The following is a 24996-nucleotide window of genomic DNA, read 5'->3' as shown; positions in this document are numbered from 1 at the left end:
ATGTTTTCTATCCAAAACGTTCGCCTTTACTTAATAAGTATGCAAAAAATAAATTTAGATGCGTTTGCCCTGGGTGTGCATTACGACACATTTGGCTATATTAAAATAGATAAAGACCAAGCTTTGGCAGATTTTGAAAAAGCAGGTAAGAAATTGTTGTTACCAGCCATTGGCGAGATCATTAGTTTGTAGGAATATTTTAGTAAATTTGGGATATGAAAAATGATAACATCATAAAGTTTGAAGTAACCGCTGCACCTGGGTCATTACTTGAGAAGATTGTTCATCAAATTCTTAAAGATAGAGATGAAAATAGGAAACGTGTAATGGAAAACTTTTTACTTAGAAAAGAGAAAATTGCAAAAAAACTTGAACGCAGGTTATAGCTATATACTAAAGGGTAATGACTATGAATTCTATACCACATATGGCAGCGCTTATGTGGTATCATTCATTGATGCAGGTGTATATTTCAAGCAACATTTTCTAAATAATAGGATTTTCACGGTAGATATTAAGCAGACAGATACTGGGCCTTACAATTATTATGATTACGTTGTAGGAATTACAGTAGCAGAGATAATATTCCATTTTTTTGAATCAGATAATAGTCGTGTTGTTTTCTATATCTGTGACCCAACTGATGGCAGAATTAATGCAAGAAAAAGAAAGTTTAATAGATGGTTCGAAAACTTTAATTCTGGTGAATTTAAAATGATAGAATCTCAAATAAAAAATAATACTCTTGAGTTAAGTATCGCTTTCATTTTTCATAAAAACAACCCATCTGCTTACGACTTACCTACAATTATTGATGAAGCGAAAGATAATTTAGGCAACAAATAATCCCAATAGATACTTTTAAAAACGGGCTCGAAAAACAATATTTCGTGCCCGTTTTGCTTTTAAGTTACCAACACCTACACAATTACCTGCGCTTGAAGTTGTAAATAGCTGTGTAATCTTTTACATTTGCCAACTTGTGTTATTGTTTGTCACAGAAATTATCGACATTGTGGGCAAAGCTGAGCAATGTGACAACCGTACATACCGATAGCTATCGGTAGTGCGACGCAACAAAAGCCTAATAGATAACTAACTGTTGGTTACATAAAAAATACAATCTGCGCAATGGCAAGAATTATTGGTGTAGCAAATCAAAAAGGCGGTGTAGGTAAAACTACGTCGGCCATAAATGTAGCAGCGAGTTTTGCTGTGCTTGAATATAAAACTTTGTTGGTAGATGCTGATCCTCAGGCCAATAGTACCACTGGTACTGGCTTTGACTTGCACAATATTACCAGTAGCTTGTACGACTGTATGGTAAATAATACCAAGGCAGAAGACGTGATTTTAAAAAGCGAGATACCGCATTTGGATGTGTTGCCTAGCCATATTGACTTGGTGGGCGCTGAAATTGAAATGATTAATTATCCTAACCGTGAAAATGTGATGAAAAACATTTTAGACGCTGTGCAGGATAAATATGATTTTATAGTGATTGACTGTTCGCCATCGTTGGGTTTAATTACTGTAAACGCTTTGGTGGCTTCTACAAGTGTTATTGTACCAGTTCAGTGCGAGTTTTTTGCATTGGAAGGTTTAGGCAAATTATTGAATACTGTAAAAATTGTACAAAGCCGTCTAAATCCAGAATTACAAATTGAAGGTATTTTAATGACGATGTACGATGGTCGCTTACGCTTGTGTAACCAAGTGGTAAGTGAGGTGCGCAGACACTTTGATGATATGGTTTTCAGCACTATTATTCACAGAAATACCCGCCTAAGCGAAGCGCCTAGCGTGGGTAAACCTGTGATTTTGTACGATGCAGAAAGTAAAGGCACGGTGAATTATTTAAACCTTGCCAAAGAAATTTTGCAGAAGAACGAAATGACCAAAATGACTAACGAAGAAAGAATACTTGAATAAAGAAGTTTACAAGTTTATATAGTTCATCGGTTTAATAGTTCAAGTTATAAATGAACATCCATTGAACTTACTAAACTTGATAAACTTTCTTAAACTAAAAATAACAATGGCTTCTCCTAAATTAAATAAAGATGCAATAGGCAAAGGCTTACGTAGCTTGTTGCAAAATATAGATACTGACTTACAAACCACCGAAGGCAAACTTAAAAGCGAAGTGGTAGAAAAAGTTACCACCTCTACACGTATACCGCTTAGCGACATTAGCGTAAACCCTAAGCAGCCACGTAGAGATTTTGACGAAGTAGCATTGAACGAACTAGCTGCTTCTATTAAAATACACGATATTATACAGCCATTAACAGTAACCAAACTTGCCAATGGCAAATACCAATTAATAGCTGGTGAACGCAGATTTAGAGCTAGTAAAATTGCTGGTTTGATAGATGTACCAGTGTACATCCGTCAGGCAAATGATACTGAGCTTTTAGAACTAGCTTTATTAGAAAACTTACAGCGTGAAAACCTTAATGCGGTAGAAATAGGCCTTAGCTACAAGCGCATGATGGAAGAACTAAACTATACGCAAGAGCAAGTTGCAGAGCGCATGGGCAAAGAACGTAGCACTGTTACCAACTATATTCGCCTACTAAAATTGCCGCCAGATATTTTAATGGCTGTGCGCAATGGTAGCCTTAGCATGGGTCATGCAAGAGCATTGATTAATATTGACACTGTTGACAAGCAATTGTATGTCTTCAACGAGGTAAAAAACAAAAACTTGAGCGTTCGCCAAACAGAAGAGCTTGTACGCAAATTGTACAAAGAGCCAACTGTTAAACCTGCTACAATTAACAATCTACCGCCAGCATATAAAAAGATTGAAGATAATTTAGCGTCGCACTTTAGTACCAAAGTAAGAATGGTACATAACAAAAATGGCTTTGGCAGCATTACATTAGAGTATTTCTCGCTTGAAGAATTGAACAAAATTTTAGAGCAAATGAATGTTGTAATAAGCTAAACAATCATCATTTGTACTGATATCATGGTATATTTTTTTTTGGTAACCAGCATTTGTATTTCTATTGGGCTGTATAGGCGTCGCACACTTGTACTGTATCATTGTATTGAGCAAGTTACTAGTTGCAAGTTTCAGGTTTCTATATTAAACATTCTTTATCAAATCTCAAACCTCAAATCTCAAATTCTTGCTTTCTGTTTACTAATTAGCCTTTGTTCTATTGCTCAATCAGATAAACAAATCCTGTCTCAATCATCCATGTTTGGGCAAAAAGGTGATAGTACGATAAAGACTATTGCAAATCCCAAAAAGCAGGTAAAAGATTCTGCCACTGTAGCTAAAGCCGATACACCAATAGTAAAGACAAAACCCAAACACGACCCACGTATTGCTACAAGGCACTCATTGTATTTCCCTGGTTTAGGTCAAATTTATAATAGAGAATATTGGAAATTGCCTATTGTATATGGCGCCATTGCCATACCTACTTACACTTATATTTGGAACGATAATTATTATAAAGAGCTGCGTTTTGCCTACGAAGCAAGGTATAAAGCAGCGCAAGCTGTGCCAGATAGCACCGATTATAATACGTTAGATGCTATTTATAAAAGAGTAGACGTAGCGAGTATTCAATCTGCCCGAAATGCTACAAGACGAAATAGGGACTATTCTATTCTTTGGTTCTTTATTGTTTGGGGCTTAAACGTAGCCGATGCGACTGTTTTTGGCCATTTAAAAAACTTTGATGTAAGCGACGATCTCACTTTAAACATAAAGCCAACATTTAACCCTACCACAAGAGGGCCGGGTGTAAGTTTGGTAGTAAGCTATAAAACACCAACGCACAAAATGAGTAGTGTGCTAAGTAAGTGATAAAAGTGAAACGAGAAATGTCAAAGGTCAATCAATCATAGTAAATCATTCAATCAACAATAATCAGCGGTTAACCATGAAAATTGCACTTATAGGATACGGTAAAATGGGCAAAGCCATTGAAGCTATTGCAGTAGCAAAAGGTCATACAGTAGCTTTTAAATTTGATGTATCAAATCAAGATGAGTTTACAGTAGCCAATCTACAGCAATGCGATGTTGCTATTGAATTTACAAGCCCACACAGTGCTGTTGATAATCTTAAAAAATGCTTTGAAGCAGGTACGCCTGTAGTTTGTGGTAGCACAGGCTGGCTAGCGCAATGGGATGCTGTAAAAGCTGACTGCGAAGCCAAAAATGCTGCATTAGTATATGCAAGTAATTATAGTATTGGGGTAAACTTATTCTTTGAGCTAAATACTTATTTAGCCAAATTGATGAACAAGCATACTAGCTACGATGTATCGTTAGAAGAAATTCACCATACCGAAAAGAAAGACGCACCAAGTGGTACAGCTATTACGCTTGCAGAGCAAGTATTAGCACATATTACCAGCAAAAAGGCGTGGGTTAACCATATTAGTGATAATGTAGAAGAGCTAGAAATCATTAGCGAAAGAATAGATCCTGCACCTGGCACGCATAAAATAAAATACCACTCAGCTATAGATGATATCGAGATTATTCACACCGCTCACAACCGTCAAGGTTTTGCGGGTGGCGCTGTTTTAGCCGCTGAATTTATTGTAGGCAAAAAAGGTATTTACAACATGAAACAAGTATTGGGTTTGTAAGAGCCTAATTTTAGAAATAAGTAAAACGCCGCTAAAGACATGTTAGCGGCGTTTTTTATTACCGAAATCTCAATAATTACAAGCATAAAAAGCTGCAATAAAAAACTTGCAGCTTAGAGTTTTTTTATTAAGAATATTATTTACTTAGAAATAGAAGAATTTAAGCAAGGCAGTAGGTAAAACACCTACAACAATAATTAAAGCAGCAACTGCAATTAAGCCAATTTTAAATCCACCAGAAATGTCAGATGTTTCAGCATTACCCTCTTTAAAATACATGGCTTGTATAACTTTGAAATAATAGTACACACTTACCGCAGCAAACAATACTGCGATAATTACCAATACTACAGAACCCCCATTTTTAATGGCTGAAGCTAGCATGTAATATTTTGCAAAAAAACCAGCTGTTAAAGGAATACCAGCAAGTGACAATAAGAAGATTGTATTTGTAGCTGCAAGAACAGGCTGCGTTTTCGCAAGACCATTATAACCATCTAGACTATAATCATTCATTTTAACCAAGATGGCAAAGATGCCAATTGTAGCGAAGCTGTAAGCGGCTGCATATAATAAAATACCTTCTCTTGCTAAATCATTATTACTATACAACGCAAATAGCATGAAGCCTGCTTGTGCAATACTTGAATAGGCCAACATTCGTTTTACACTCTGCTGAAAAACAGCAGTAATGTTACCAACTAATAGTGTTGCAATAATAATTACTACTAATGTAATTTTCCAAGAAGGCCCTAAATCTTCCGCCTTAGCTTCAAATAATCTTATAAATGCTACAAAACCTGCGGCTTTAACTATTGTAGCCATGAAAGACGTGAACACACTTGGTGCGCCATCATACACATCAGGCGTCCAAAAATGAAATGGCGCTGCTGAAACTTTAAAAGCCATTGAAATGAACAATAACAATAGGCCAAGAGGTGCTAAAATACCTGCATTGGTAACACCAACAGCATTTTTTACAGCCGAACTAGCTAAACCAAAATTGCCTGTTGCACCATACAACAATGTTATTCCCATCAGCATAATACCTGTAGAGAAAGAACCCATTAAAAAGTATTTCAAAGAAGCTTCGTTACTTTTTAAATTCTTTTTCTCAGCACCAGTTAAAATGTAAAGCGGTATTGATAGAATTTCGATACCTATAAAGAACATTAATAAGCCATTGAAACTAGAAAGGATACTTACACCGCATAAAACAAAGAATATCAATGCAAAATATTCAGCAGCATTTTCACCAACTTTGGTGATATCATTGCCACTAAGTAAAAAGTAAGCAAGTGTAGCTACAAATGAAATGGTATTGAAAAACAAACCAAACTTACTAAAGCTTAGCAATTCTTTTGTATCAATAGTTACAGCGTAAATACCGTATGTTTCTAACAAATTACCTATCAGTAATACCAATATTGCAGCAATAGCGACGTTTTTAATCACAGATTTACTTGTAGTAAAAATGCCGCTAAACATCATTACTACACCACATAAAGCTGATAAAATAATTGCATTCATAATAGTAATCCCAAACCCCTAAAGGGGCTTTTAAGCCTAATACCTAAAAGGTTTCGGCATATTATTAAAAATATATTTAAGCGCCTCTATTATTAATTGTTACAAATACTAAGGTGCTACTTTCGTTAATTCAATCATTGGTTGAGGATATACACCTAAAACAATGATAACCAATACCAAAATAATTAAGGTTAATTGTACATTACCTTTTACATCAGCTGCATTTACGGTAACAGATGTTGTGCTACCATAAAATACTTTTTGCACCATATTTAATGTGTATACAGCTGCTAATATGATACTAATTCCTGCAACAGCAGCTATCCAAATATTGTATTGGAATAAGCCATTGAACATTAAGAATTCACCAACAAACGCATTGGTTAATGGTAAGGCAACATTTGCAAATGCCAAAGCAACTAGTAGAATAGCCAATATTGGAGCTTTCTGCGCTAAGCCACCTAAATCACTGAATTTTCTTGTACCAAGTTGTTGCTCAATTACATCAGCAACAATCCACAAGCCTATAACATTAATACCGTGGTTAAACATCTGTATCATGACACCTTGCAAACCAATATTTTTCATAGCAAAAATGGCTGCACTCATTAAACCAATGTGACCAATGGAAGAATAAGCTATTAATCGTTTAATATCATCTTGTTTAATAGCAATAAACGATGCGTAAAGCATACCAATCACACTTAACAAAATAATGATGAAACCAAATTTTTCTGTTGCTAGTGGAAACACTGGTACTAACCAACGAATCACTGCGTAAATACCCATTTTTACCATTACACCACTCAAAATCATAGTAACGGCTGTAGGTGATTGTTCGTATGCATCTGGCTGCCAAGTATGTAATGGAAAAATTGGCATTTTGATAGCAAATGCAATAAAAAATAACCAGAAACCTAAGTTTTGCTGTGTAACAGTCAACTTTAAAGCGTAGAAAGATTTGATAGCGAATGAATGGTCAGGCGTTAAATTGTACAAGTACAAAATCCCAACTAACATTAATAACGAACCTATAAACGTATAAACGAAAAATTTAAACGTTACTGCAATGCGCTTTTCACCGCCCCAAATAGAACATAGAAAATACACTGGTATCAACGCTAATTCCCAAAAGAAATAGAACAATAAACAGTCACTAGCTAAAAATACACCTAGCAAGCCTGCTTGCGTTAACAACATTAAACCATAAAATACATTTGCATTTTTATAATCGTTGTTATAGATAGCTGCAAAAACAACAGGGAAAGAAATAGTGGTTAAAAGGGCTAGCATTTTAGCCATGCCATCTAATTGCAATGAAAAACTGCTACCTAGTACTGGTAACCATTCTGCCTCGTAACTAAGTGCTTGTTTAGAAAATACAGCAATCAAGCCTACAACTAGTGTTGCGATAGAAGCGAATAAAGCGGTGTTTTTAGCAGCACTACCATTTTTCAATAAAAAGGTAAGTAAACCACTTACAACAGGGATGCATATTAATAATAAAGGAACCATATTTATTGAAAGAGTTAGTCTGCTGAATTAAAATAATTTATTTATAAAGTTGATGATGGTAGCATCATTAATCCAGATAAATAGAATAACTATCATAGATAAAACCATCATTAAAATATAAGCACCAACCTGACCGCTTTGTACCAAACGCAACTGACGTGAAGAATAATTAACCAATTTACCTACACCATTTACAGCACCATCAATACCACTTTTCTCAATCACATTTTTCAAGAAAGTAGCCAAAGCATTTAGCGGATTAACAATGATTGCATTGTACAACTCATCTACATACCATTTATTTTCCAATATTTTACCTAAACCAGTTTCTTCGGTATCCACTGCTTGGTATTTGCTAAATTTATTCCAAGTGAATGCAATTGTAACAAGCACTAACGCAGTTACCACACCCATCATTAATAATTCTTGAGAATGGTTAATAGCATGTGCTTCAACTAAGCCTTTTGAATTTACAAATATTGGTCCTAGATAATGTTCTAACCAATGACTCTCTTTTGCGAACACTTCTGGTATACCGATAAAGCCTCCAACAACAGCCAATATAGCAAGTACTACTAAAGGTATGGTCATTGCAGAAGGGCTTTCATGCAAGTGGTGTTCTTGATCATGTGTGCCTCTGAATTTTCCTAAGAAAGTCATTGCATACAATCTAAACATGTAGAAAGTAGTCATTAATGCGCCTCCAACACCTAAGAAATATAAAATTGGATTTTTCTCGTAAGCAGCAGCTAAAATTTCATCTTTAGAAAAGAAACCCGAGAAAGGTGGTACACCTGCAATAGCCAAGCAACCAAGTAAGAATGTAATATTTGTGATAGGCATAAATTTCTTTAAGCCACCCATTTTCCTAATATCTTGTTCATGATGCATCGCATGAATAACAGAACCTGCACCTAAGAATAATAATGCTTTGAAGAAAGCGTGTGTCATTACATGAAACACAGCGCCTGTATAAGCACCAACACCTAAACCTAAAAACATATAACCAAGTTGGCTTACTGTAGAATAAGCTAATACTTTTTTGATATCGTTTTGCTTCAATGCGATAGTTGCTGCAAATAAAGCAGTAGCCAACCCAATTACAGCAATAAAACCTTGAGTGCCTGGTGCCATTGTGTACAATACATTGCTACGAGCAATCATGTAAATACCAGCAGTAACCATAGTTGCAGCGTGTATTAAAGCAGACACAGGTGTAGGACCAGCCATCGCATCTGGCAACCAAGTGTATAGTGGCAATTGCGCACTTTTACCCATAGCACCTACAAATAATAAGGCTGTGATAATGGAAATATCTTGAGCAGTCAATTTACTCACGTTAGCAAAAACCTCAACATAAGTAACTGTACCAAGTTTGTTTATTAAATAGAAAACAGCTAGCAAAAAGCCCAAATCACCAATGCGGTTCATGATGAAAGCTTTTTTGGCAGCGTAGTTGTAATTATCGTTTTTAAACCAAAAGCCAATCAATAAGTAAGAACATAAACCTACGCCTTCCCAACCGATGAACATGATAACATAGTTTGCACCCATTACCAATAATAACATTGAGAAAACAAACAAATTCAGGTAAGCAAAGTATCTACCATAATGTTGGTTTTCTTCTTCATGCATATAAGATGCTGAGTAAACGTGAATTAAGAAACCAATACCAGTGATAATAAGTAGGAATAAAGAAGATAATTGATCAATTTGAAACGCAAAAGGGATGGTTAAATTGCCAACTTGTATAAAGTTAAAATAGCTAGCTACAACAGCAGTACCAGAACTTTTAACTTGAAGAAATAATAATACACTTACAACAAATGATGCTAAAATAGAACCACTACCAATAATTGCAATCAATTGCTTTGACAATGATTTTCTGCCCAAACCATTGATTAAAAACCCTAACAATGGCAATAATGGTACTAAAAATATTAAGTTGTTCATAAGCCCCTAAATCTCAAAAGAGAGATTTTATTTAAGTTGTTATTTCATTAATCTACTTATAATGTTTATATAAAACCTTACAAGTAGTTTAGTTCTTTAGTCTATTTAAAAAGTTGATATCAACAGAATGCGTGTTTCTATACATCATAACTATAATTGCTAATCCAACACTTACTTCTGCCGCTGCAACTACCATTATAAAAAATACAAACAGTTGTCCATCAATACCTACCATACTTGCTTTATCTGCTGCGTAAGCTAGACCGTGGTGCATTTTTGAGAACGCAACCAACAATAAGTTTGTAGCATTTAGCATTAGCTCAATGCACATAAAAATGATAATAGCATTTCTGCGAGTTAATACACCCACCACACCAATAGAAAACAATGCTAACGCTAAAAAAATATAATATTGAATTGGCATAAGCCCTAACCCTAAAGGGAATATTTAAAAGTTATAAAATGCTTTTTGTTCCTTAAGCCCCTTTAGGGGTTTGGGGTTTCTATTTCTTTCCTATCACAACCGCACCTACCATGGCACTTAAAAACAATACACTACTTATTTCAAATGGTACTACAAAATCGCTAAACAATGCTTTACCTAAGTTGCCAATCAAACCAATGTTACCATCTTTAAGTAAAGCTGTCTTACCTTTTATTTCATTAGCTTGTAATACCAGCGAAATAAACATCATCAACAAAGAACCACCACCAACAACACCTGTTATAATCATCATCCAATTTTTCTGCGGCTCAGTTTCTTTATTTAAGTTCATCAACATAATTACAAATAGAAACAACACCATAATAGCACCTGCGTAAACAATCATATTTACGATGGCTAAAAATTGTGCGTTCAACAAAATGTAATGACCAGAAATAGCAAAAAATACAGCAATTAACCACAATACACTAAATACAGGGTTTTTACTTAACAATACCATCAAGGCACTTATTAAGGCTAAAGCAGTTAAAAACCAGAATAATATTTGTACGATACCCATTTTAAAAATTTGCTAATTAATTGATGTGCTAAAATGCTAATGACAATATAATTTGTATGTATTTACATTAGCTAATCAGCTAATTATCACATTATCATATTAATGCTTCGCTCCTCTTGCAGCAGCATATTCTGCAGGATGCGTTACAGGATTTGGTATTAATAAATCTTGTTTACCATAAATAAAACCTTTACGTGCATAACTAGCAGGTGCAAATGTTTCACTCAAGTAAATCGCATCTTTAGGACAAGCTTCTTCACACAAACCACAGAAAATACAACGCAGCATGTTAATTTCATATTTAGCTGCATATTTTTCTTCTCTATATAAATTTTCCTCGCTTTCTAGTCTTTCCGCTGCTTCCATTGTTATCGCTTCTGCAGGGCAAGCCACCGCACACAAACCGCAAGCAGTACAATTTTCACGTCCTTCTGCATCTCTGTTTAGCACGTGTAAGCCTCTAAAAACTGGGCTGAATTCACGCTTTACTTCAGGGTATTGTACCGTAGGCTGTTTTTTAAACATGTGTTTAAAAGTGATAGCCATGCCTTTAAAAATGTTCCATAGGTAAATGCTCTCTAAAAAACTCAGAGGTTTGCGTTCTACCTGTTTTGCCCTTGTTGTTAATGCCTGCATATTGCGTATCCTTAAAAGGATTTTTAAATGTTCGCAAAAATATTTTTATTACCCATTGATACCAACTTTATCTCTCGCCACCCTTTCTTATCAATTTTTTCTCTTTTTGGTCACCAGCTTTAGTTCATTTTTCGTCTTCGTTGCGTCGCACACTTGTACGCTTTATTCTCTATGCAACTTTTCCCACAATTAATTGCAATTCAACAATTTACTTCTGCAACCACAAAATCACTGCACCAGTAATTACCATATTAGCCAAAGCCAAAGGAATCATTTTTTTCCAACCCAAATTCATCAATTGATCATATCTAAATCTAGGGATGGTCCATCTAATCCACATAAACACAAATATGAAAATGATAACTTTAAACAATAAACTCACAATACCAATTACTGCTAACCAATTACCCCAATCAGCATGTGCAGCTTCATTAAAAAATGGCACGTCATAACCACCAAAAAACATGGTAGCCATAATGGTACTGCTGATGAACATATTGATGTATTCACTAAACAAGTAAAACCCTAATTTCATAGATGAATACTCTTGGTGATAACCAAAGTTCAGTTCGTTTTCAGCTTCTGGCAAGTCAAATGGTGTTCTATTACACTCAGCCATTGCACAAATAAAGAATATTAAAAAGCCCAATGGTTGGTATACAATATTCCACAAACGACCGTCAGCCATTTGTTGATCTACAATACTTTTTAAACTTAAAGAACCAGTCAGCATTAATAAAGCTATCAACGATAAGCCCATAGCAAGCTCGTAACTAATAGCCTGACTAGCACCACGCAAAGCAGCCATTAAAGAAAACTTATTATTACTAGCCCAGCCACCAATCATTACACCATAAACACCCATACTTACCACACCAAAAACGTATAAAATACCAATGTTAATGTCAGCTATTTGCAAAGCAATGCTTCTACCAAACATTTCTACTTTATTGCCCCAAGGCACTACAGCACATGTCATTAAAGCTGCCGTCATTGCAAGACCAGGGCCTAAAATAAACAAAGCTTTATTAGCGCTATTTGGTATAATTTCTTCTTTGGTAATTAATTTCAAACCATCAGCTAGCGGCTGCAATAAACCAAAAGGACCTGCACGATTTGGGCCTGGCCTATCTTGTAAAATAGCCGCCACTTTACGTTCAGCAAAAGTGGTATATAATGCAATACCCAAACTTGCGAAAATAATCACTGCAATGAGTACTAATTTCTCTATCAATAAAAACCAATCTAAAGCAAGTAGTGTCATGTTGATGTATTACAATTAGTCTTTAAAATTATTAGAATGTGACGGCCCATTAATAGCACTCAATTGTACTTCTGGTTTATTTACCTTGCTCACATCATGTATATCCATTAGCAAATGTGGCTGACGACTATCATTCACCGCTTCAAACGTTTCTGTTGGTACAGTAGTGCCTATTTTACCAGCATAATGCCCTTGTGAAATAACCGACTGACGGCTGATTTCTCTTGGCCCTTCAATTACCCAATCGCTAGTTTGTTTCTTTTCAAAACGGCATTCATTACAAATCCATTCTTCTACTTCACCCCACTTATCTTTACGAGCTGTAACTCTGTACACTTCATCACCACGATTCCAAAGTGTTACTTTACCAGAACATTTAGGGCAATCTCTATGTGCGTTTAAAGGCTTTAAAAACCAAACACGGTTTTTAAAACGGAACGTTTTGTCTGTTAATGCACCAACAGGGCATACATCAATTACGTTACCTATAAAATCGTTGTCTAAGCTTTTTTCTATGAAAGTGGCAATTTCAGCATGGTCACCTCTATCTAAAACACCATGTTCACGTTTGCTAGTCAGTTGGTCGGCTGTGTACACACAACGGAAACACATAATGCAACGTGTCATGTGCAACTGAATATAAGGACCTAAGTCATGCTTCTTGAATGTACGACGTTGAAACTCGTAACGTGTACCTTCTTTACCATGTTCGTAGCTTAAATCTTGTAGATGACATTCACCAGCTTGGTCACAAATAGGACAATCCAAAGGGTGATTTAGTAGTAAAAATTCCACCACACCTGCTCTTGCATCTATCACTTTAGGGCTAGTAATATTTTTAACTTCCATGCCATCCATAACACCAGTACGGCAGCTTGCAACCAATTTAGGCATTGGTCTTGGGTCTTTTTCAGAACCTTTACTTACCTCTACCAAACAAGTTCTGCATTTACCGCCACTACCTTTTAATTTGCTATAAAAGCACATAGCAGGCGGTGCAACATCACCACCAATTTTACGGGCAGCTTCCAAAATAGAAGTTCCCGCAGGCACTTCTACCGTAATATTATCAATGGTTACTTTAAATAGTTGTATCTCACTCATAGTCTAAGCTGTTACAGGCACATGTATTTCATCTGCATAATGCGCCAATCCAAAATTTCTAATTTGCGATTCTTCAGGGTTGTTTACGTGCCATTCAAACTCATCTCTAAAATGCCTGATAGCTGCTGCAACCGGCCAGGCCGCTGCATCACCTAAAGGACAAATTGTATTGCCCTCAATTTTGCGTTGAATATCCCACAACAAATCAATATCACTCATTTTACCCTTACCAGTTTCAATGTTTTTCAGGATTTTTTCCATCCAGCCAGTGCCTTCACGGCAAGGGCTACATTGGCCACAACTTTCATGGCGATAAAAACGAGCTAATGTATATGTATTTTTTACAACACACTGATCTTCATCAAGCACAATAAAACCACCACTACCTAGCATACTACCTGTTGCAAAACCACCATCGCTTAAGCCTTCGTAGTTCATTAAACGTGGTTCGCCTTTAGCAGTTTTCAACAGTAAATTTGCAGGTAAAATAGGCACAGAAGAACCACCAGGTATACAAGCTTTCAAGCGTTTATCATTAGCAATACCACCGCAATATTCATCGCTATAAATAAATTCTTCTACAGTAATGGTCATATCTATTTCATAAACACCTGGTTTATTGATATTACCACAAGCAGAAATCAATTTTGTACCAGTAGAGCGACCAACACCAATCTTTGCATACTCATCACCACCCATATTAATGATTGGTACTACAGCTGCTAAAGTTTCTACGTTGTTTACCACCGTTGGTCTTTGCCACACACCTTGAATAGCAGGAAATGGTGGTTTAATTCTAGGATTACCACGTTTACCCTCAAGGCTTTCAATCAATGCAGTTTCCTCACCACAGATGTAAGCACCTGCACCACGTTGTACATAAATTTCACAATCAAAGCCAGTACCTAAAATATTCTTACCCAAAAAGCCAGCAGCTTTTGCTTCTTCAATTGCATATTCTAAAATATCAGGTATCCATGCATATTCACCTCTAATGTATATGTAAGTAGCATTTGAGCCCAAAGCAAACGATGAAACAATTAAACCCTCAATTAATAAATGAGGTAAAAATTCCATCAAGTAGCGGTCTTTAAAAGTACCAGGTTCACTTTCATCGGCATTACATACCAAGTGACGTGGCGCACCTTCTGGTTTAGCAATAAAACTCCACTTCATACCAGCAGGAAAACCCGCACCACCACGACCACGCAAGCCACTCTTCTTCACTTCTTCTACTATTGCAGCTGGATCCATTGTTGTCAATGCCTTCTCAACTGCACGGTAACCGCCTTCTCTGCGGTACACCTCGAAGCTACGAATACCTTCTACATGAGCTTTTTCTAATAATAATTTTACTCCCATACACCTGACCTCATTTGAGGATAATTGTGTTTTGTTATAAATATTTTGATACCAGCTTTCGCCTCGCTTTTCAACTTCGTTGTGTCACTCACTGCAGCGCTTTTCTATACCTCAACAACTATTCTAAGCCACTAATTTCACAGCCTGCCTTGCCAATAATTTCCAAACCTTCTTCTCTTTCACCCACACTTGCAATACTTGTAATTTCAATGGTGATACTTTGCCATCAGCTTCTTTTTGCGTAGCAGAAATTACATGTCTAACAACAAATGATTTTCCACCAAAAAGTATATCGCCAACTACTGTCTTCACATCGCTATAAGTCTTGGTATCGCTCATTATACCTTTAATCATTTCTAGCCTAGTTTCAATTTTACCGCTAGAATGCCCATAGGTAACTTCTTTCGCCAATAACGATTCTAAAGCCAAGCTATCTTTATTTACAAAAATAGCCTTATTCAAAGCTTCCACTTTTGCTACAATACCAACTTCAATTTGACTCACATTTTGTGAATTAGCTTTGAAACCAAGTATTAATGAAAAAAGAAAAGCAAGAACATCTCTCATGATTAGTTATTTAATTATTTACAGCTGCGTTGTTTCTGCATTCTTCAATAATCGCATCAACTTTTGCTTTGGTTAAATGCTCACGGTAATGTTTACCTAACTGCATCATTGGTGCATAACCACAAGCGCCTAAACACTCAACTGTTTTCAATGTAAACAAACCATCAGCAGTCGTTTCACCAGGCTTAATGTTCAATTTCTCACCTATGTAAGCAATAATATCATCGCAGCCACTTACCATACAAGGCCCTGTTTGGCACACTTCAAACATGAATTTACCTACAGGTTTTGTATTGTACATGCTGTAAAAAGTAGCTACTTCATATACCTCAATTGGTGTAATGCTTAGTAATTCAGCCACATAATCCATTGTTTCAGCGCTTAACCAACCACCAAACTCTTCTTGAGCTAAATGCAAAACAGGCAACAAGGCACTCTTTTGCTTTCCATCAGGGTAACGAGCAATTATCTCGCTCACCTTAGCCAATTTTTTTTCTGAAAATTTTACCATATACCCAAACCCTAGAGGGTTATTTAAAATTTTTGAATAATCAATATTCTATCCTTACACCCTTTAGGGCTTGGGGCTTATGCATCCAATTCACCTGCAATTAAGTTCAAGCTACTCATTGTAATAATAGCATCACTCAACATCGCACCTTTAGTTAATTCAGCATACGCTTGATAATAAATAAAGCATGGTCTACGGAAATGCAAGCGATAAGGTGTTCTACCACCATCGCTAATAAAGTAAAAACCAAGCTCACCATTACCACCTTCTACACTTTGGTACACCTCACCTTTAGGTATTGCCGTTTCGCCCATGATAATTTTAAAATGCCAGATTAATGCTTCCATTTTAGTGTACACATCTTCTTTCTTAGGCAAGTAAAATTCAGGCACTTCTGCATGGTAAACTTCAGCTTCTGCACCTTTAAACACTTGTACTTTTCTGTAAGCTTGCTCAATAATTGACAATGACTGCCAAACCTCTTCACCTCTAACCAAAAATCTATCGTAATTATCGCCAGTTTTACCTACAGGTACTGTAAATTCAAAATCTTCGTAGCTACTGTAAGGGCTATGCACACGTACATCATAATCAACACCAGCAGCACGTAAATTAGGACCTGTAAAGCCATAATTCAATGCTCTTTCAGCACTTATTGCACCTGTATTTTGCAATCGATCCATAAAGATTCTGTTGCGCAAAAACAAGTCTCCAAATTCTTTCCAAACCTTAGGAAATTCTTTTAGGAACTTCTCTAATTTATCAAAAGCCGTAGCGTTAAAGTTTCTTTCAAAACCGCCCACACGACCGATATTAGTCGTTAAACGAGAACCGCAGATTTCCTCGTAAATTTCATAAATCAATTCACGGTACTGCATTACATACAAAAAGCCAGAATACGCACCACTATCTACACCCACAATTGAGTTACAGATTAAATGGTCAGAAATTCTAGCTAATTCCATGATAATAACACGCAAATAATCAACACGCTTAGGTGTTTTTATTTGCATCAATTTTTCGCAGGTAATATGCCAACCCATATTGTTAATAGGGCTGCTGCAATAATTTAAACGGTCGGTAATTGGTGTAATTTGATAAAGCGGTCTGCGTTCAGCCAACTTCTCAAAAGCACGGTGAATGTAACCTACAGTTTGCTCAGAGCTTACAATACGTTCACCATCTAATTCTAAAATATTTTGAAACACACCATGTGTAGCTGGGTGCGTTGGCCCCAAGTTTAGTGTGGTTGTTTGCTTCTCGATTGAGCCTTCAGGCAATGTAATGTGATGTTGATGCTCCATAAGCCTCATCCCTATTTTGGGAGATATTTTTATTTGTTTATCAACTGTTGTTCTTTATTCAGCTGTTGTTGCGTCGCACACTGCAACTGCAGCACTAATTCAATCTTCCGCGACCAAACATTTCATCATCCTTGTCAATTCTTGTTTGATCTTCCAATGGAAACTCTTTCCTCAGTGGGAAATAATCCATTTCATCCACATTTAAAATACGCTTTAAGTTATCGTGACCAACAAAGTTTACACCGTAAAAATCATAGGTTTCACGTTCCATCCAGTTGGCTGCCGAAAATAATTTTGAAGCAGTAAATACGTCTGGTTTAGTAATATCTGTAAACACTTTAAAGCGAATTCTTACGTTTTCTACCAAGTTGTGCAAGTGATAAACTACTGCCAATTCACAACCTGCATTATCAGGATAATGAACAGCACATAAATCGGTCATAAACTGAAATTGCAATGCCTCATCATCAAACAAAAACTGTAGCACTTTTAAGTTCATTTCCTTCGGTGCTTCAAACGTAAGCATACCATAAGGCTCTTCAAAGCTTATTACTTCACCAAACTTTTCAGTTAGTTTTTGCTGTATTAATTCGTTTGTTAGTGCCATATTATTATTGAATACCGTAACTGTTAAGTAAAGCTTTGTACTGTTCGCTATTTCTTCTTCTCACACTTTCTTGCCCCACTAAATCTTGAATACGCATAAAACCATCAATGATTGCTTCTGGTCTTGGTGGGCAGCCTGGTACGTACACATCTACAGGAATTACTTGGTCTATACCTTGCAATACGCTGTAAGTATCAAAAATACCACCGCTACTTGCACAAGCACCTACTGCAATTACCCAGCGTGGTTCTGCCATTTGCAAATATACTTGACGCAAAACAGGACCCATTTTTTTAGAAATAGTACCCATTACCATTAATAAATCGCACTGACGTGGTGAGAAACCCACACGTTCGCTACCAAATCTTGACAAATCGTAGTGAGAAGCCATTGTAGCCATAAACTCAATACCGCAACAAGATGTTGCAAAAGGTAAAGGCCATAAAGAATTTTTACGGGCCAAGCCTACAACATCACTCATTTTAGTAGTAAAAAAACCTTCACCACCAAAACCTGGAGGCGCATCTACAGTTGCTACCGCATCTGCAATATTGGCTTCTTTAGCGTGAACATTAAAACGTACCGGACGCATATTTTTAATTTGATAATTTGATAATTCTATAATTTGCTAATGAAGTAAACGCTTGAAGTTTAGAAATGTTTTTATAATCACATCATCTAATTAGCAAATCAGCACATTATTTTAATCTTCCCAAGTTAAAGCGCCTTTCCTAATAATATAAATAAATCCTATCAAGAAAAAGCCCACAAACATTAATACAGATAAAAATCCATCCCAGCCTAATGCTCTAAAATTAACCGCATAAGGGTAAAAGAAAATTACCTCTACATCAAACAACACAAATAATATTGCTACCAAAAAATATTTAATAGCCATTGGCTGACGAGCATCACCATGAGATTCGATACCACTAGCAAAGTTTTCTAATTTATCGCTGGTTTTACGCTTTGGTCCCACCAAAGCAGACATACCAATCATAAAGGCAACAAAGCCTGCAGCAAATAATAATTGGATACCAATAGGAAAATAACTGGCTGCTGAAGAATCTGCAACATCTAACAAAAAAGGAAGCCAATTCATAGAGTTGATTTTGTAAGGCGCAAAAATAAGGCTGTGATTGATACAAAAGAAAAACTCCTCTATGTAGAGGAGTTTATTTCTTAATTATTTTTATTGACCACCAGTTTTTGCAGGTGGATTTTTAGTTGCAGGTTTGCTTGCAGCTTTGTCAAGTACCTCTTTCGTTTGAGTTGCATATTTATTTTCTTCGGTACCAGCAGTTGGATACAACGCTATCATTTTGTCTACAATCTCTTGAGATTTTGGGATATCCTTTATAACATAAACATTGTATTGTAATAAGTAATAATAATTGTTATACAAGGTTCTTTTGTTCTTCTCTAAATTCTCAACATCTTTTAACAAATAATCATTTTGCAATAAAATTGGTTCTACAGCCGTACCAAGGGTTGCGGCAGTATCTATTGCTTTTGCTGCACGTACGTTAAAAGAATAGGGCTGTGGTTTTGTAGGAAAAGCTTCAATATATTTTTTAGCTAACTCCATTGTTAAGCCGTACTCTTTAGCTGTAAAAGCTGTATTTGTTAATCTGAAATAATCACCCTCACTCATTGTACCGCCTTTAAATTTCACAGCAGTTTGCAACCATTTAATTTGCTCGCTATATTTTTTGGCTTTACCCATAATTTCTGCGGCTTGGTTAGCAAAAGCTACTTTGTTGGCCACAATTGTGTCGTTATCTATTGCTTTTTGCAAATAACTAACCGCTACGTCTTCACTACCAGGAAACTTAGAAAATATTTTCACAGCAATATCATAGTTAGATGCTGTAATTTTTTCTTTTGGTGCTGTTGCAAAATATTGCTCAATATACGTTTTAGCTTTTATACTATCACCTAAACGATCGTAGTTATAAGCATACAATAAAGGTAGTTGGTAGAAAGACTTACACTCACCGCCTTCCATTGATTTCGCTTTATCCAAACTCTCTTGGTATTTACCTGCTCTAAACAAATAATCAGCATATAAAAAATCAGTATTACACTCTTTATCAGCATATTGAATGTATTTTTCAATATTTTCTCTTGCTTTAGTTACATCTTTATTAGCGTAGTAATCGTACAAAGCCGCATAGGTTAATGGAAATGCAGGGTCAGCAGTATTCGCATCGGTAAAAAATTGCTCAAACAATTGCTTGTTATCTTGGCTTTTGTAAATCATACCAATCTTATAATTAGCCAATGCATTTTTAGGGTCACGTGTAAGGGCATCTTGATAAGCTTTTACAGCTTCGCCACCTTGGTCACCACCTAGTTTTAAGTAGTTCACACCCATATTTATCATTATATCTGGATTAGTGATATCTAATGCTGCTGCTTGTTTTAATTTATCAATAGCATACGTTGGGTCACCTTGCTTGCTGCCGCCCCCTGCGTTTGCACGACCAATAGCATTTAAAATAGCTGTATTAGGCTTGTTTTTATTTTTACCTTTTGTTTCGGTAGACTGAGTAATGGCTTGTTCAAATTTTTGTTTAGCAGCATTTAAATCGCCACCTTCTTCAATTTCTACATGGCCCATACCTACTAAAACCCAAGCATCGTTAACGCCTTCTTGCAATGCTTTTTGATACAAGGCTTTAGCACCTTTAACATCGTCAGTTGCAATTAATGCTTGACCATACCAATAGATATTTTGAGGATCTTTTGAATTGGCATCGTACAATTTCTTAAACACATCTACTGCGCTTTTATTTTTCTTGTAGTTCAAAAACTTAATACCATCAGCTAATGTTTGAGCCGTTACGCCGCTTACAATAACAATTGCTGCAAACAGCAAAGCAATTACCTTCTTCATGTGTCTTGTTTTAGAATTGTTAGTCATCTGTTTTTATGTTGCTTGATCGTTTTTTAAAACTAATTTTTGCTGGGGCTAAAAATGCGCGTCTAAATATGAGTTGCCCACGTTCTGACCCCATAAAATTTCCAAAGCCTGTTCCAAGTTGTGTTGTATTTTCTTTTACAATATAATACAAGGGACGTGCCAAAGGATACTGTAAATAAGTGATAGTGGCTTGCGAAGGCTTTGCATATTCGCCTTTATCGCAAATTGTGCATTCTACCAAAGCCAACTTAATAGTTTTTAGCTGTGCTTGCTGCTTTGCATCGTAGCTATCGCCTACCCAACTTAACCCCACAAACCCAATCGCATTCTCTGTATTAGATACAATATTAACAACGTCTTCACTGTTTTTTGCTGCTACTACATTTGCCCCAAATGCTTGCCCTTTTAACAAACTATCTTGTAAATATCTCACAGTACTAGTCGCATTTTTGCCATCCATTACTGCGGTAATATTCTTTTTACCTGTAAGAATGTTTTGCAAATCAGCCATTGTAAATATGCTGTCTTTACCCTTTCTATTTACAATTACCGCTATTGCATCGTAAGCAACATCGGTGTAATAAGGCATAAACTTCAATGTGCTTTCGTAATACTTACGCTCATTTTTATTTAAGCCTCTAGCCACAATTATCAGCCTAGTACTATCACTTTGAAAGTCTTTAAAACACTCAACTTCAGGTTTATAGCTTGCTATAATTTTTGTGTTGGGATAAGTAGATTCGTATACCTTAATCTGCTCTTCAACTACAGGTTTAAAACTCTCATCTACGCTTATATTTATTTCCCCTTTGTCAAATGTATCTGCTGTATTTTTTTGCTGCTTTGTGCCATCGTTACAAGCAATACAACACACAAGTGCTAAAGCCCATACAAAATACTGTCTCATAAATATCTGTCTCCCTTTATACCACGATACAATCTAAAACCTCCATACAATAAACAAATACTACCAAAAATGTACTTTAATATAGGATCTAAACCCACCATTATTGCGATATTCATTTTGTCGCCTAAAAGCACCACTACACCTATACCAATTATCAGTAAAGCACGTGTAATATCAAATGCTTTCTTGGCAATTTTCCCCGCAGAATGTTGTCTAAATTCATTTTCCATAACACCACTTTCAAAAACTGAGGTGGCAATATAATGATTTTTGATTTCGACGGACGACTGAGACACGGTATTTGACGAAAGATTATTCATAAAATAATTTTTTATGAAGATGCAAGGGCTTGAAATTTCCATAAGCGGTAAAAATATTTTAGAATTCGATACCTGATTTTCTTGAAAATTTAACAAACCCATCGGTCATTTATCTTTGCCAAATGAAAATTTTAATGGTGTGTTTGGGCAATATTTGTCGCAGCCCTTTGGCAGAAGGTATTTTACAATCAAAAGCAAACAAACTAGGTTTACCCATACAAGTAGATAGCGCTGGTACCGCCAATTACCATGTAGGCGAAGCACCACATCATTCATCGCAGTTAGTAGCTAAGCAAAATGGTGTAGATATTAGCCAACAAAAATGTAGACAGTTTAAGAAAACCGATTTTGAAACCTTTGACAAAATCTACGTAATGGATAGCAGTAATTACGATGATGTAAAACGTATGGCTGGCCATTATTTTAATGCTAATAAAATAGATTTAATTCTCAACGAGCTATATCCACACGAAAACCGAGAAGTGCCCGACCCTTGGTATGGTGGCATAGAAGACTTTAAAAAAGTGTACAAAATGCTTTATGACACTTGCGAAGTGATTTTAAAAAAATACCTAGCCGCACAGCAACAGCAGCAATAAGCGTTGCGTTGCAATTATATTTGCCGCATTCTTGGTCATTGGTCATTGGTCATTGGTCATTATTAGTTTTAAATTTCAAATCAGCAATTTATTATGGCTAAGCCAACAGTAAGCTTACCGCAAGGCACAAGAGATTTTTCGGCAGAAGTAGTGCGTAAACGTCAATATATTTTTTCTACAATTCGCTCTGTGTTTGAATTGTATGGCTTTGCACCATTAGAAACACCTGCCATGGAAAACCTAGAAACCTTAATGGGTAAATATGGTGAAGAAGGTGATAAGTTGATTTTCAAAATTTTGAATAATGGCTTAGATAATGCTGACAAGCTAGAACAAACCAAAGCAGAATTTGAGAAAGTACTAACTGGCAAAAACACAAAAGGCATTACAGAAAGAGCGCTTCGCTACGACTTAACTATTCCTTTTGCTAGATATGTAGCCATGAATTATGGTCAGCTAACCATGCCATTTAAACGCTACCAAATACAACCTGTGTGGCGTGCTGATAGACCGCAAAGAGGCCGCTACCGTGAGTTTTATCAATGCGATGCAGATGTGGTAGGCAGCAAAAGTTTATTGAATGAAGTAGAATTGGTAAACATTTACGCTACTGTATTTGCCAAACTTGGTATTGATGTAGAAATACGCATTAACAGTCGTAAAATATTAGCTGCATTGGCTGAAATATGTGGTGGTGCTGATAAAATGGTTGACATTACCGTTGCTATAGACAAGCTAGATAAAATTGGTATTGAAAAAGTAAAAGAAGAATTAGCTACTCGTTGCCTTAGCGATGCACAGATAAATACCATAGAACTTTATTTACAAATTGATGGCAGCAATACCGAAAAGCTAAGTGCATTAAAAAACTTATTGGGCGACAATGAAACTGGCAAGGCTGGTATTGACGAGATAGAATTCATTTTAAATTACCAACCAGCAACTACCAACCAGCAACTAGTAACTGACTTTACCCTTGCTCGTGGCCTTAACTATTACACAGGTATAATTTTTGAAATTAAAGCCAAAGGCGTGCAAATGGGCAGCATTGGTGGTGGTGGCAGATACGATGATTTAACAGGTTTGTTTGGTGTACCAAACGTGCCAGGTGTAGGCATCAGCTTTGGTGTAGATAGAATTTACGATGTAATGGAAGAGCTGCAATTGTTTCCTACTACCGTGCAAGTTGGTACCAAAGTATTGTTCTTTAATTTGGGTGAAGCTGAAAGCAAAGCCGCTTTTGGTTTAATGCAACAATTAAGAGCCAATGGCACTAGCTGCGAGCTATTTCACGAAACTACTAAGTTTGATAAGCAGTTTAAATACGCTGATAAAAAACAAATTCCTTACGCAATTATGCTTGGCAGTAAAGAACTTGAAGATGGTACTTGCGTAGTAAAAAACTTAATAAATAGTACACAGCAAACCATTGCGCAAAACGAATTGCTTAACTTTTCGTTTGACGCTTAATATAAGCTTGTAACTTTCTTTTTTCTTAATAATATTTTTATGAAACGATTGCTTGTTATAGGTAGCTTTTTGCTACCCTTTTTTGCGTTGGCACAAAAGCCAAAAGCCACAGCTACACCAGATATTGTTTACGGTCAGCTATTTAAAGATGTACAGTTACAACGCATTTTTCCTGATGGTAAAACCTTTGTTGATTGTACACAAAACGCAATCCAAAAGACATAGTGGCTGACTACCTAAAACTCAAGAATAATCCTTTGGTAAAATACTCATTGGAAGGCTTTGTAAAAGCCAACTTTGACCTACCTGTTAATCCTACCAACAACTACCAATCTAATACCAATGAAGATGTGGCTGCACACATTAAAAGCCTGTGGCAAGTACTTAAACGCAACCCTGATAAAGCCGTAGAAGGCAGTTCACTATTGGCTTTGCCAAATGCTTACATAGTACCAGGTGGCAGGTTTAGAGAAATTTATTATTGGGATAGTTATTTCACTATGCTTGGCTTGCAAGAAAGCAACGAGTACGAGATGATTGAAAACATGATTAACAATTTTGCCTTTTTAATCAATACCTACGGCCATATACCTAATGGCAATCGTAGCTATTATTTAAGCCGTTCTCAGCCGCCATTTTTTGCTTTAATGGTGGGCTTATTAGCTGAGAAAAAGGGCAATGCTGTGTACACAAAATACCAAGCCGCTTTACAAAAAGAATATAATTAACGCAAGTTGCTAGTTATAAAATAAGTGAGCATCGAAAAGAGTTTAAAAGTTACCACACTCATCAAAC

Annotated in this window: 28 protein-coding genes and 1 pseudogene; 11 read left to right on the top strand and 18 right to left on the bottom strand. The window is 36.2% G+C overall.

Features of this window, described 5'->3' with window-relative positions:
• The 7 genes and pseudogenes from ACT9TX_RS16830 to dapB all read left to right on the top strand — a co-directional run.
• Window positions 1–192 (top strand): annotated as a pseudogene (locus ACT9TX_RS16830) (hypothetical protein); the annotation flags it as partial.
• A 23-nt stretch (window positions 193–215) separates the two neighbouring features.
• Window positions 216–386, top strand: coding sequence for a hypothetical protein (locus ACT9TX_RS16825; protein WP_481340039.1), 171 nt, complete (start codon window positions 216–218; stop codon window positions 384–386).
• Window positions 370–846, top strand: coding sequence for a DUF6169 family protein (locus ACT9TX_RS16820; protein ID WP_481340038.1), 477 nt, complete (start codon window positions 370–372; stop codon window positions 844–846). The genes ACT9TX_RS16825 and ACT9TX_RS16820 overlap by 17 nt, the downstream gene beginning before the upstream one ends.
• A gap of 285 nt (window positions 847–1131) precedes the next feature.
• Window positions 1132–1932, top strand: a complete 801-nt coding sequence (locus tag ACT9TX_RS16815; RefSeq protein WP_481340036.1) for a ParA family protein — start codon at window positions 1132–1134, stop codon at window positions 1930–1932.
• A 106-nt stretch (window positions 1933–2038) separates the two neighbouring features.
• Window positions 2039–2953 (top strand): ParB/RepB/Spo0J family partition protein, encoded by a 915-nt coding sequence (locus tag ACT9TX_RS16810; protein ID WP_481340035.1) that lies wholly within the window; start codon window positions 2039–2041, stop codon window positions 2951–2953.
• A gap of 258 nt (window positions 2954–3211) precedes the next feature.
• Window positions 3212–3829 carry a DUF5683 domain-containing protein gene (locus ACT9TX_RS16805; RefSeq protein ID WP_481340033.1) on the top strand — a complete coding sequence of 206 codons (618 nt, stop codon included), beginning with the start codon at window positions 3212–3214 and terminating at the stop codon, window positions 3827–3829.
• A gap of 76 nt (window positions 3830–3905) precedes the next feature.
• Window positions 3906–4622: a 4-hydroxy-tetrahydrodipicolinate reductase gene (dapB, locus tag ACT9TX_RS16800; RefSeq protein WP_481340032.1), complete on the top strand. Its 717-nt coding sequence runs from the start codon at window positions 3906–3908 to the stop codon at window positions 4620–4622.
• A gap of 144 nt (window positions 4623–4766) precedes the next feature.
• Here dapB and ACT9TX_RS16795 read toward each other — a convergent pair whose 3' ends face one another.
• From ACT9TX_RS16795 to ACT9TX_RS16710, 18 genes are all read right to left on the bottom strand, one after another.
• A complete protein-coding gene (locus tag ACT9TX_RS16795; RefSeq protein ID WP_481340031.1) occupies window positions 4767–6152 on the bottom strand; it encodes an NADH-quinone oxidoreductase subunit N in 1386 nt (461 codons plus the stop codon).
• Between the two features lie 108 nt (window positions 6153–6260).
• Window positions 6261–7667 carry a complex I subunit 4 family protein gene (locus ACT9TX_RS16790; protein ID WP_481340029.1) on the bottom strand — a complete coding sequence of 469 codons (1407 nt, stop codon included), beginning with the start codon at window positions 7665–7667 and terminating at the stop codon, window positions 6261–6263.
• A gap of 27 nt (window positions 7668–7694) precedes the next feature.
• Entirely contained in the window at window positions 7695–9620 is a 1926-nt protein-coding gene (nuoL, locus tag ACT9TX_RS16785) for an NADH-quinone oxidoreductase subunit L (RefSeq protein ID WP_481340028.1), read from the bottom strand.
• An 88-nt stretch (window positions 9621–9708) separates the two neighbouring features.
• The gene (gene nuoK / locus ACT9TX_RS16780) at window positions 9709–10044 is read right to left on the bottom strand and encodes an NADH-quinone oxidoreductase subunit NuoK (RefSeq protein WP_481340026.1); all 336 of its coding nucleotides are present in this window, start codon (window positions 10042–10044) and stop codon (window positions 9709–9711) included.
• A 79-nt stretch (window positions 10045–10123) separates the two neighbouring features.
• Entirely contained in the window at window positions 10124–10624 is a 501-nt protein-coding gene (locus ACT9TX_RS16775; RefSeq protein ID WP_379013324.1) for an NADH-quinone oxidoreductase subunit J family protein, read from the bottom strand.
• A gap of 99 nt (window positions 10625–10723) precedes the next feature.
• Entirely contained in the window at window positions 10724–11260 is a 537-nt protein-coding gene (gene nuoI, locus ACT9TX_RS16770) for an NADH-quinone oxidoreductase subunit NuoI (RefSeq protein ID WP_481340024.1), read from the bottom strand.
• 208 nt (window positions 11261–11468) lie between these two features.
• Window positions 11469–12524 carry an NADH-quinone oxidoreductase subunit NuoH gene (gene nuoH / locus ACT9TX_RS16765; protein WP_481340023.1) on the bottom strand — a complete coding sequence of 352 codons (1056 nt, stop codon included), beginning with the start codon at window positions 12522–12524 and terminating at the stop codon, window positions 11469–11471.
• 15 nt (window positions 12525–12539) lie between these two features.
• On the bottom strand, window positions 12540–13628 hold the full coding sequence (locus ACT9TX_RS16760) for an NADH-quinone oxidoreductase subunit G (protein ID WP_481340022.1): 1089 nt from the start codon (window positions 13626–13628) through the stop codon (window positions 12540–12542).
• Between the two features lie 3 nt (window positions 13629–13631).
• On the bottom strand, window positions 13632–14990 hold the full coding sequence (gene nuoF, locus ACT9TX_RS16755) for an NADH-quinone oxidoreductase subunit NuoF (RefSeq protein WP_481340020.1): 1359 nt from the start codon (window positions 14988–14990) through the stop codon (window positions 13632–13634).
• Between the two features lie 123 nt (window positions 14991–15113).
• A complete protein-coding gene (locus tag ACT9TX_RS16750) occupies window positions 15114–15557 on the bottom strand; it encodes a nuclear transport factor 2 family protein (RefSeq protein WP_481340019.1) in 444 nt (147 codons plus the stop codon).
• A 10-nt stretch (window positions 15558–15567) separates the two neighbouring features.
• A complete protein-coding gene (locus tag ACT9TX_RS16745; RefSeq protein WP_481340017.1) occupies window positions 15568–16035 on the bottom strand; it encodes a complex I 24 kDa subunit family protein in 468 nt (155 codons plus the stop codon).
• Window positions 16036–16145: 110 nt separating this feature from the next.
• Entirely contained in the window at window positions 16146–17372 is a 1227-nt protein-coding gene (locus tag ACT9TX_RS16740) for an NADH-quinone oxidoreductase subunit D (RefSeq protein ID WP_481340016.1), read from the bottom strand.
• Between the two features lie 94 nt (window positions 17373–17466).
• Complete coding sequence (locus tag ACT9TX_RS16735; protein WP_481340015.1) at window positions 17467–17979, bottom strand: NADH-quinone oxidoreductase subunit C; 513 nt, start codon at window positions 17977–17979, stop codon at window positions 17467–17469.
• Window positions 17980–17983: 4 nt separating this feature from the next.
• A complete protein-coding gene (locus tag ACT9TX_RS16730; protein ID WP_481340013.1) occupies window positions 17984–18571 on the bottom strand; it encodes an NADH-quinone oxidoreductase subunit B in 588 nt (195 codons plus the stop codon).
• Window positions 18572–18682: 111 nt separating this feature from the next.
• Window positions 18683–19081 (bottom strand): NADH-quinone oxidoreductase subunit A, encoded by a 399-nt coding sequence (locus ACT9TX_RS16725; RefSeq protein WP_481340011.1) that lies wholly within the window; start codon window positions 19079–19081, stop codon window positions 18683–18685.
• Window positions 19082–19171: 90 nt separating this feature from the next.
• A complete protein-coding gene (locus ACT9TX_RS16720; RefSeq protein WP_481340010.1) occupies window positions 19172–20878 on the bottom strand; it encodes a tetratricopeptide repeat protein in 1707 nt (568 codons plus the stop codon).
• A gap of 19 nt (window positions 20879–20897) precedes the next feature.
• Window positions 20898–21812, bottom strand: a complete 915-nt coding sequence (locus tag ACT9TX_RS16715; RefSeq protein ID WP_481340008.1) for a PstS family phosphate ABC transporter substrate-binding protein — start codon at window positions 21810–21812, stop codon at window positions 20898–20900.
• Window positions 21809–22132 carry a hypothetical protein gene (locus tag ACT9TX_RS16710; protein ID WP_481340007.1) on the bottom strand — a complete coding sequence of 108 codons (324 nt, stop codon included), beginning with the start codon at window positions 22130–22132 and terminating at the stop codon, window positions 21809–21811. Before ACT9TX_RS16710 ends, ACT9TX_RS16715 begins: the two co-directional genes overlap by 4 nt.
• A gap of 122 nt (window positions 22133–22254) precedes the next feature.
• On the opposite strand from ACT9TX_RS16710, the gene ACT9TX_RS16705 reads away from it, so the two are divergent.
• The 4 genes from ACT9TX_RS16705 to ACT9TX_RS16690 all read left to right on the top strand — a co-directional run bounded on the left by ACT9TX_RS16705 (window position 22255) and on the right by ACT9TX_RS16690 (window position 24929).
• Entirely contained in the window at window positions 22255–22731 is a 477-nt protein-coding gene (locus ACT9TX_RS16705; RefSeq protein WP_481340005.1) for a low molecular weight protein-tyrosine-phosphatase, read from the top strand.
• Between the two features lie 93 nt (window positions 22732–22824).
• Window positions 22825–24201, top strand: a complete 1377-nt coding sequence (gene hisS / locus ACT9TX_RS16700) for a histidine--tRNA ligase (protein WP_481340004.1) — start codon at window positions 22825–22827, stop codon at window positions 24199–24201.
• Window positions 24202–24240: 39 nt separating this feature from the next.
• Window positions 24241–24426, top strand: a complete 186-nt coding sequence (locus tag ACT9TX_RS16695) for a hypothetical protein (RefSeq protein ID WP_481340003.1) — start codon at window positions 24241–24243, stop codon at window positions 24424–24426.
• Complete coding sequence (locus ACT9TX_RS16690) at window positions 24396–24929, top strand: trehalase family glycosidase (RefSeq protein WP_481340001.1); 534 nt, start codon at window positions 24396–24398, stop codon at window positions 24927–24929. Before ACT9TX_RS16695 ends, ACT9TX_RS16690 begins: the two co-directional genes overlap by 31 nt.
• Window positions 24930–24996: the final 67 nt, after the last annotated feature.

Source organism: Parasediminibacterium sp. HNIBRBA5674, from assembly GCF_056745525.1.
The sequence above is the reverse complement of the archived record's forward strand: the minus strand, read 5'-3'. Positions and strand labels throughout refer to the sequence as shown.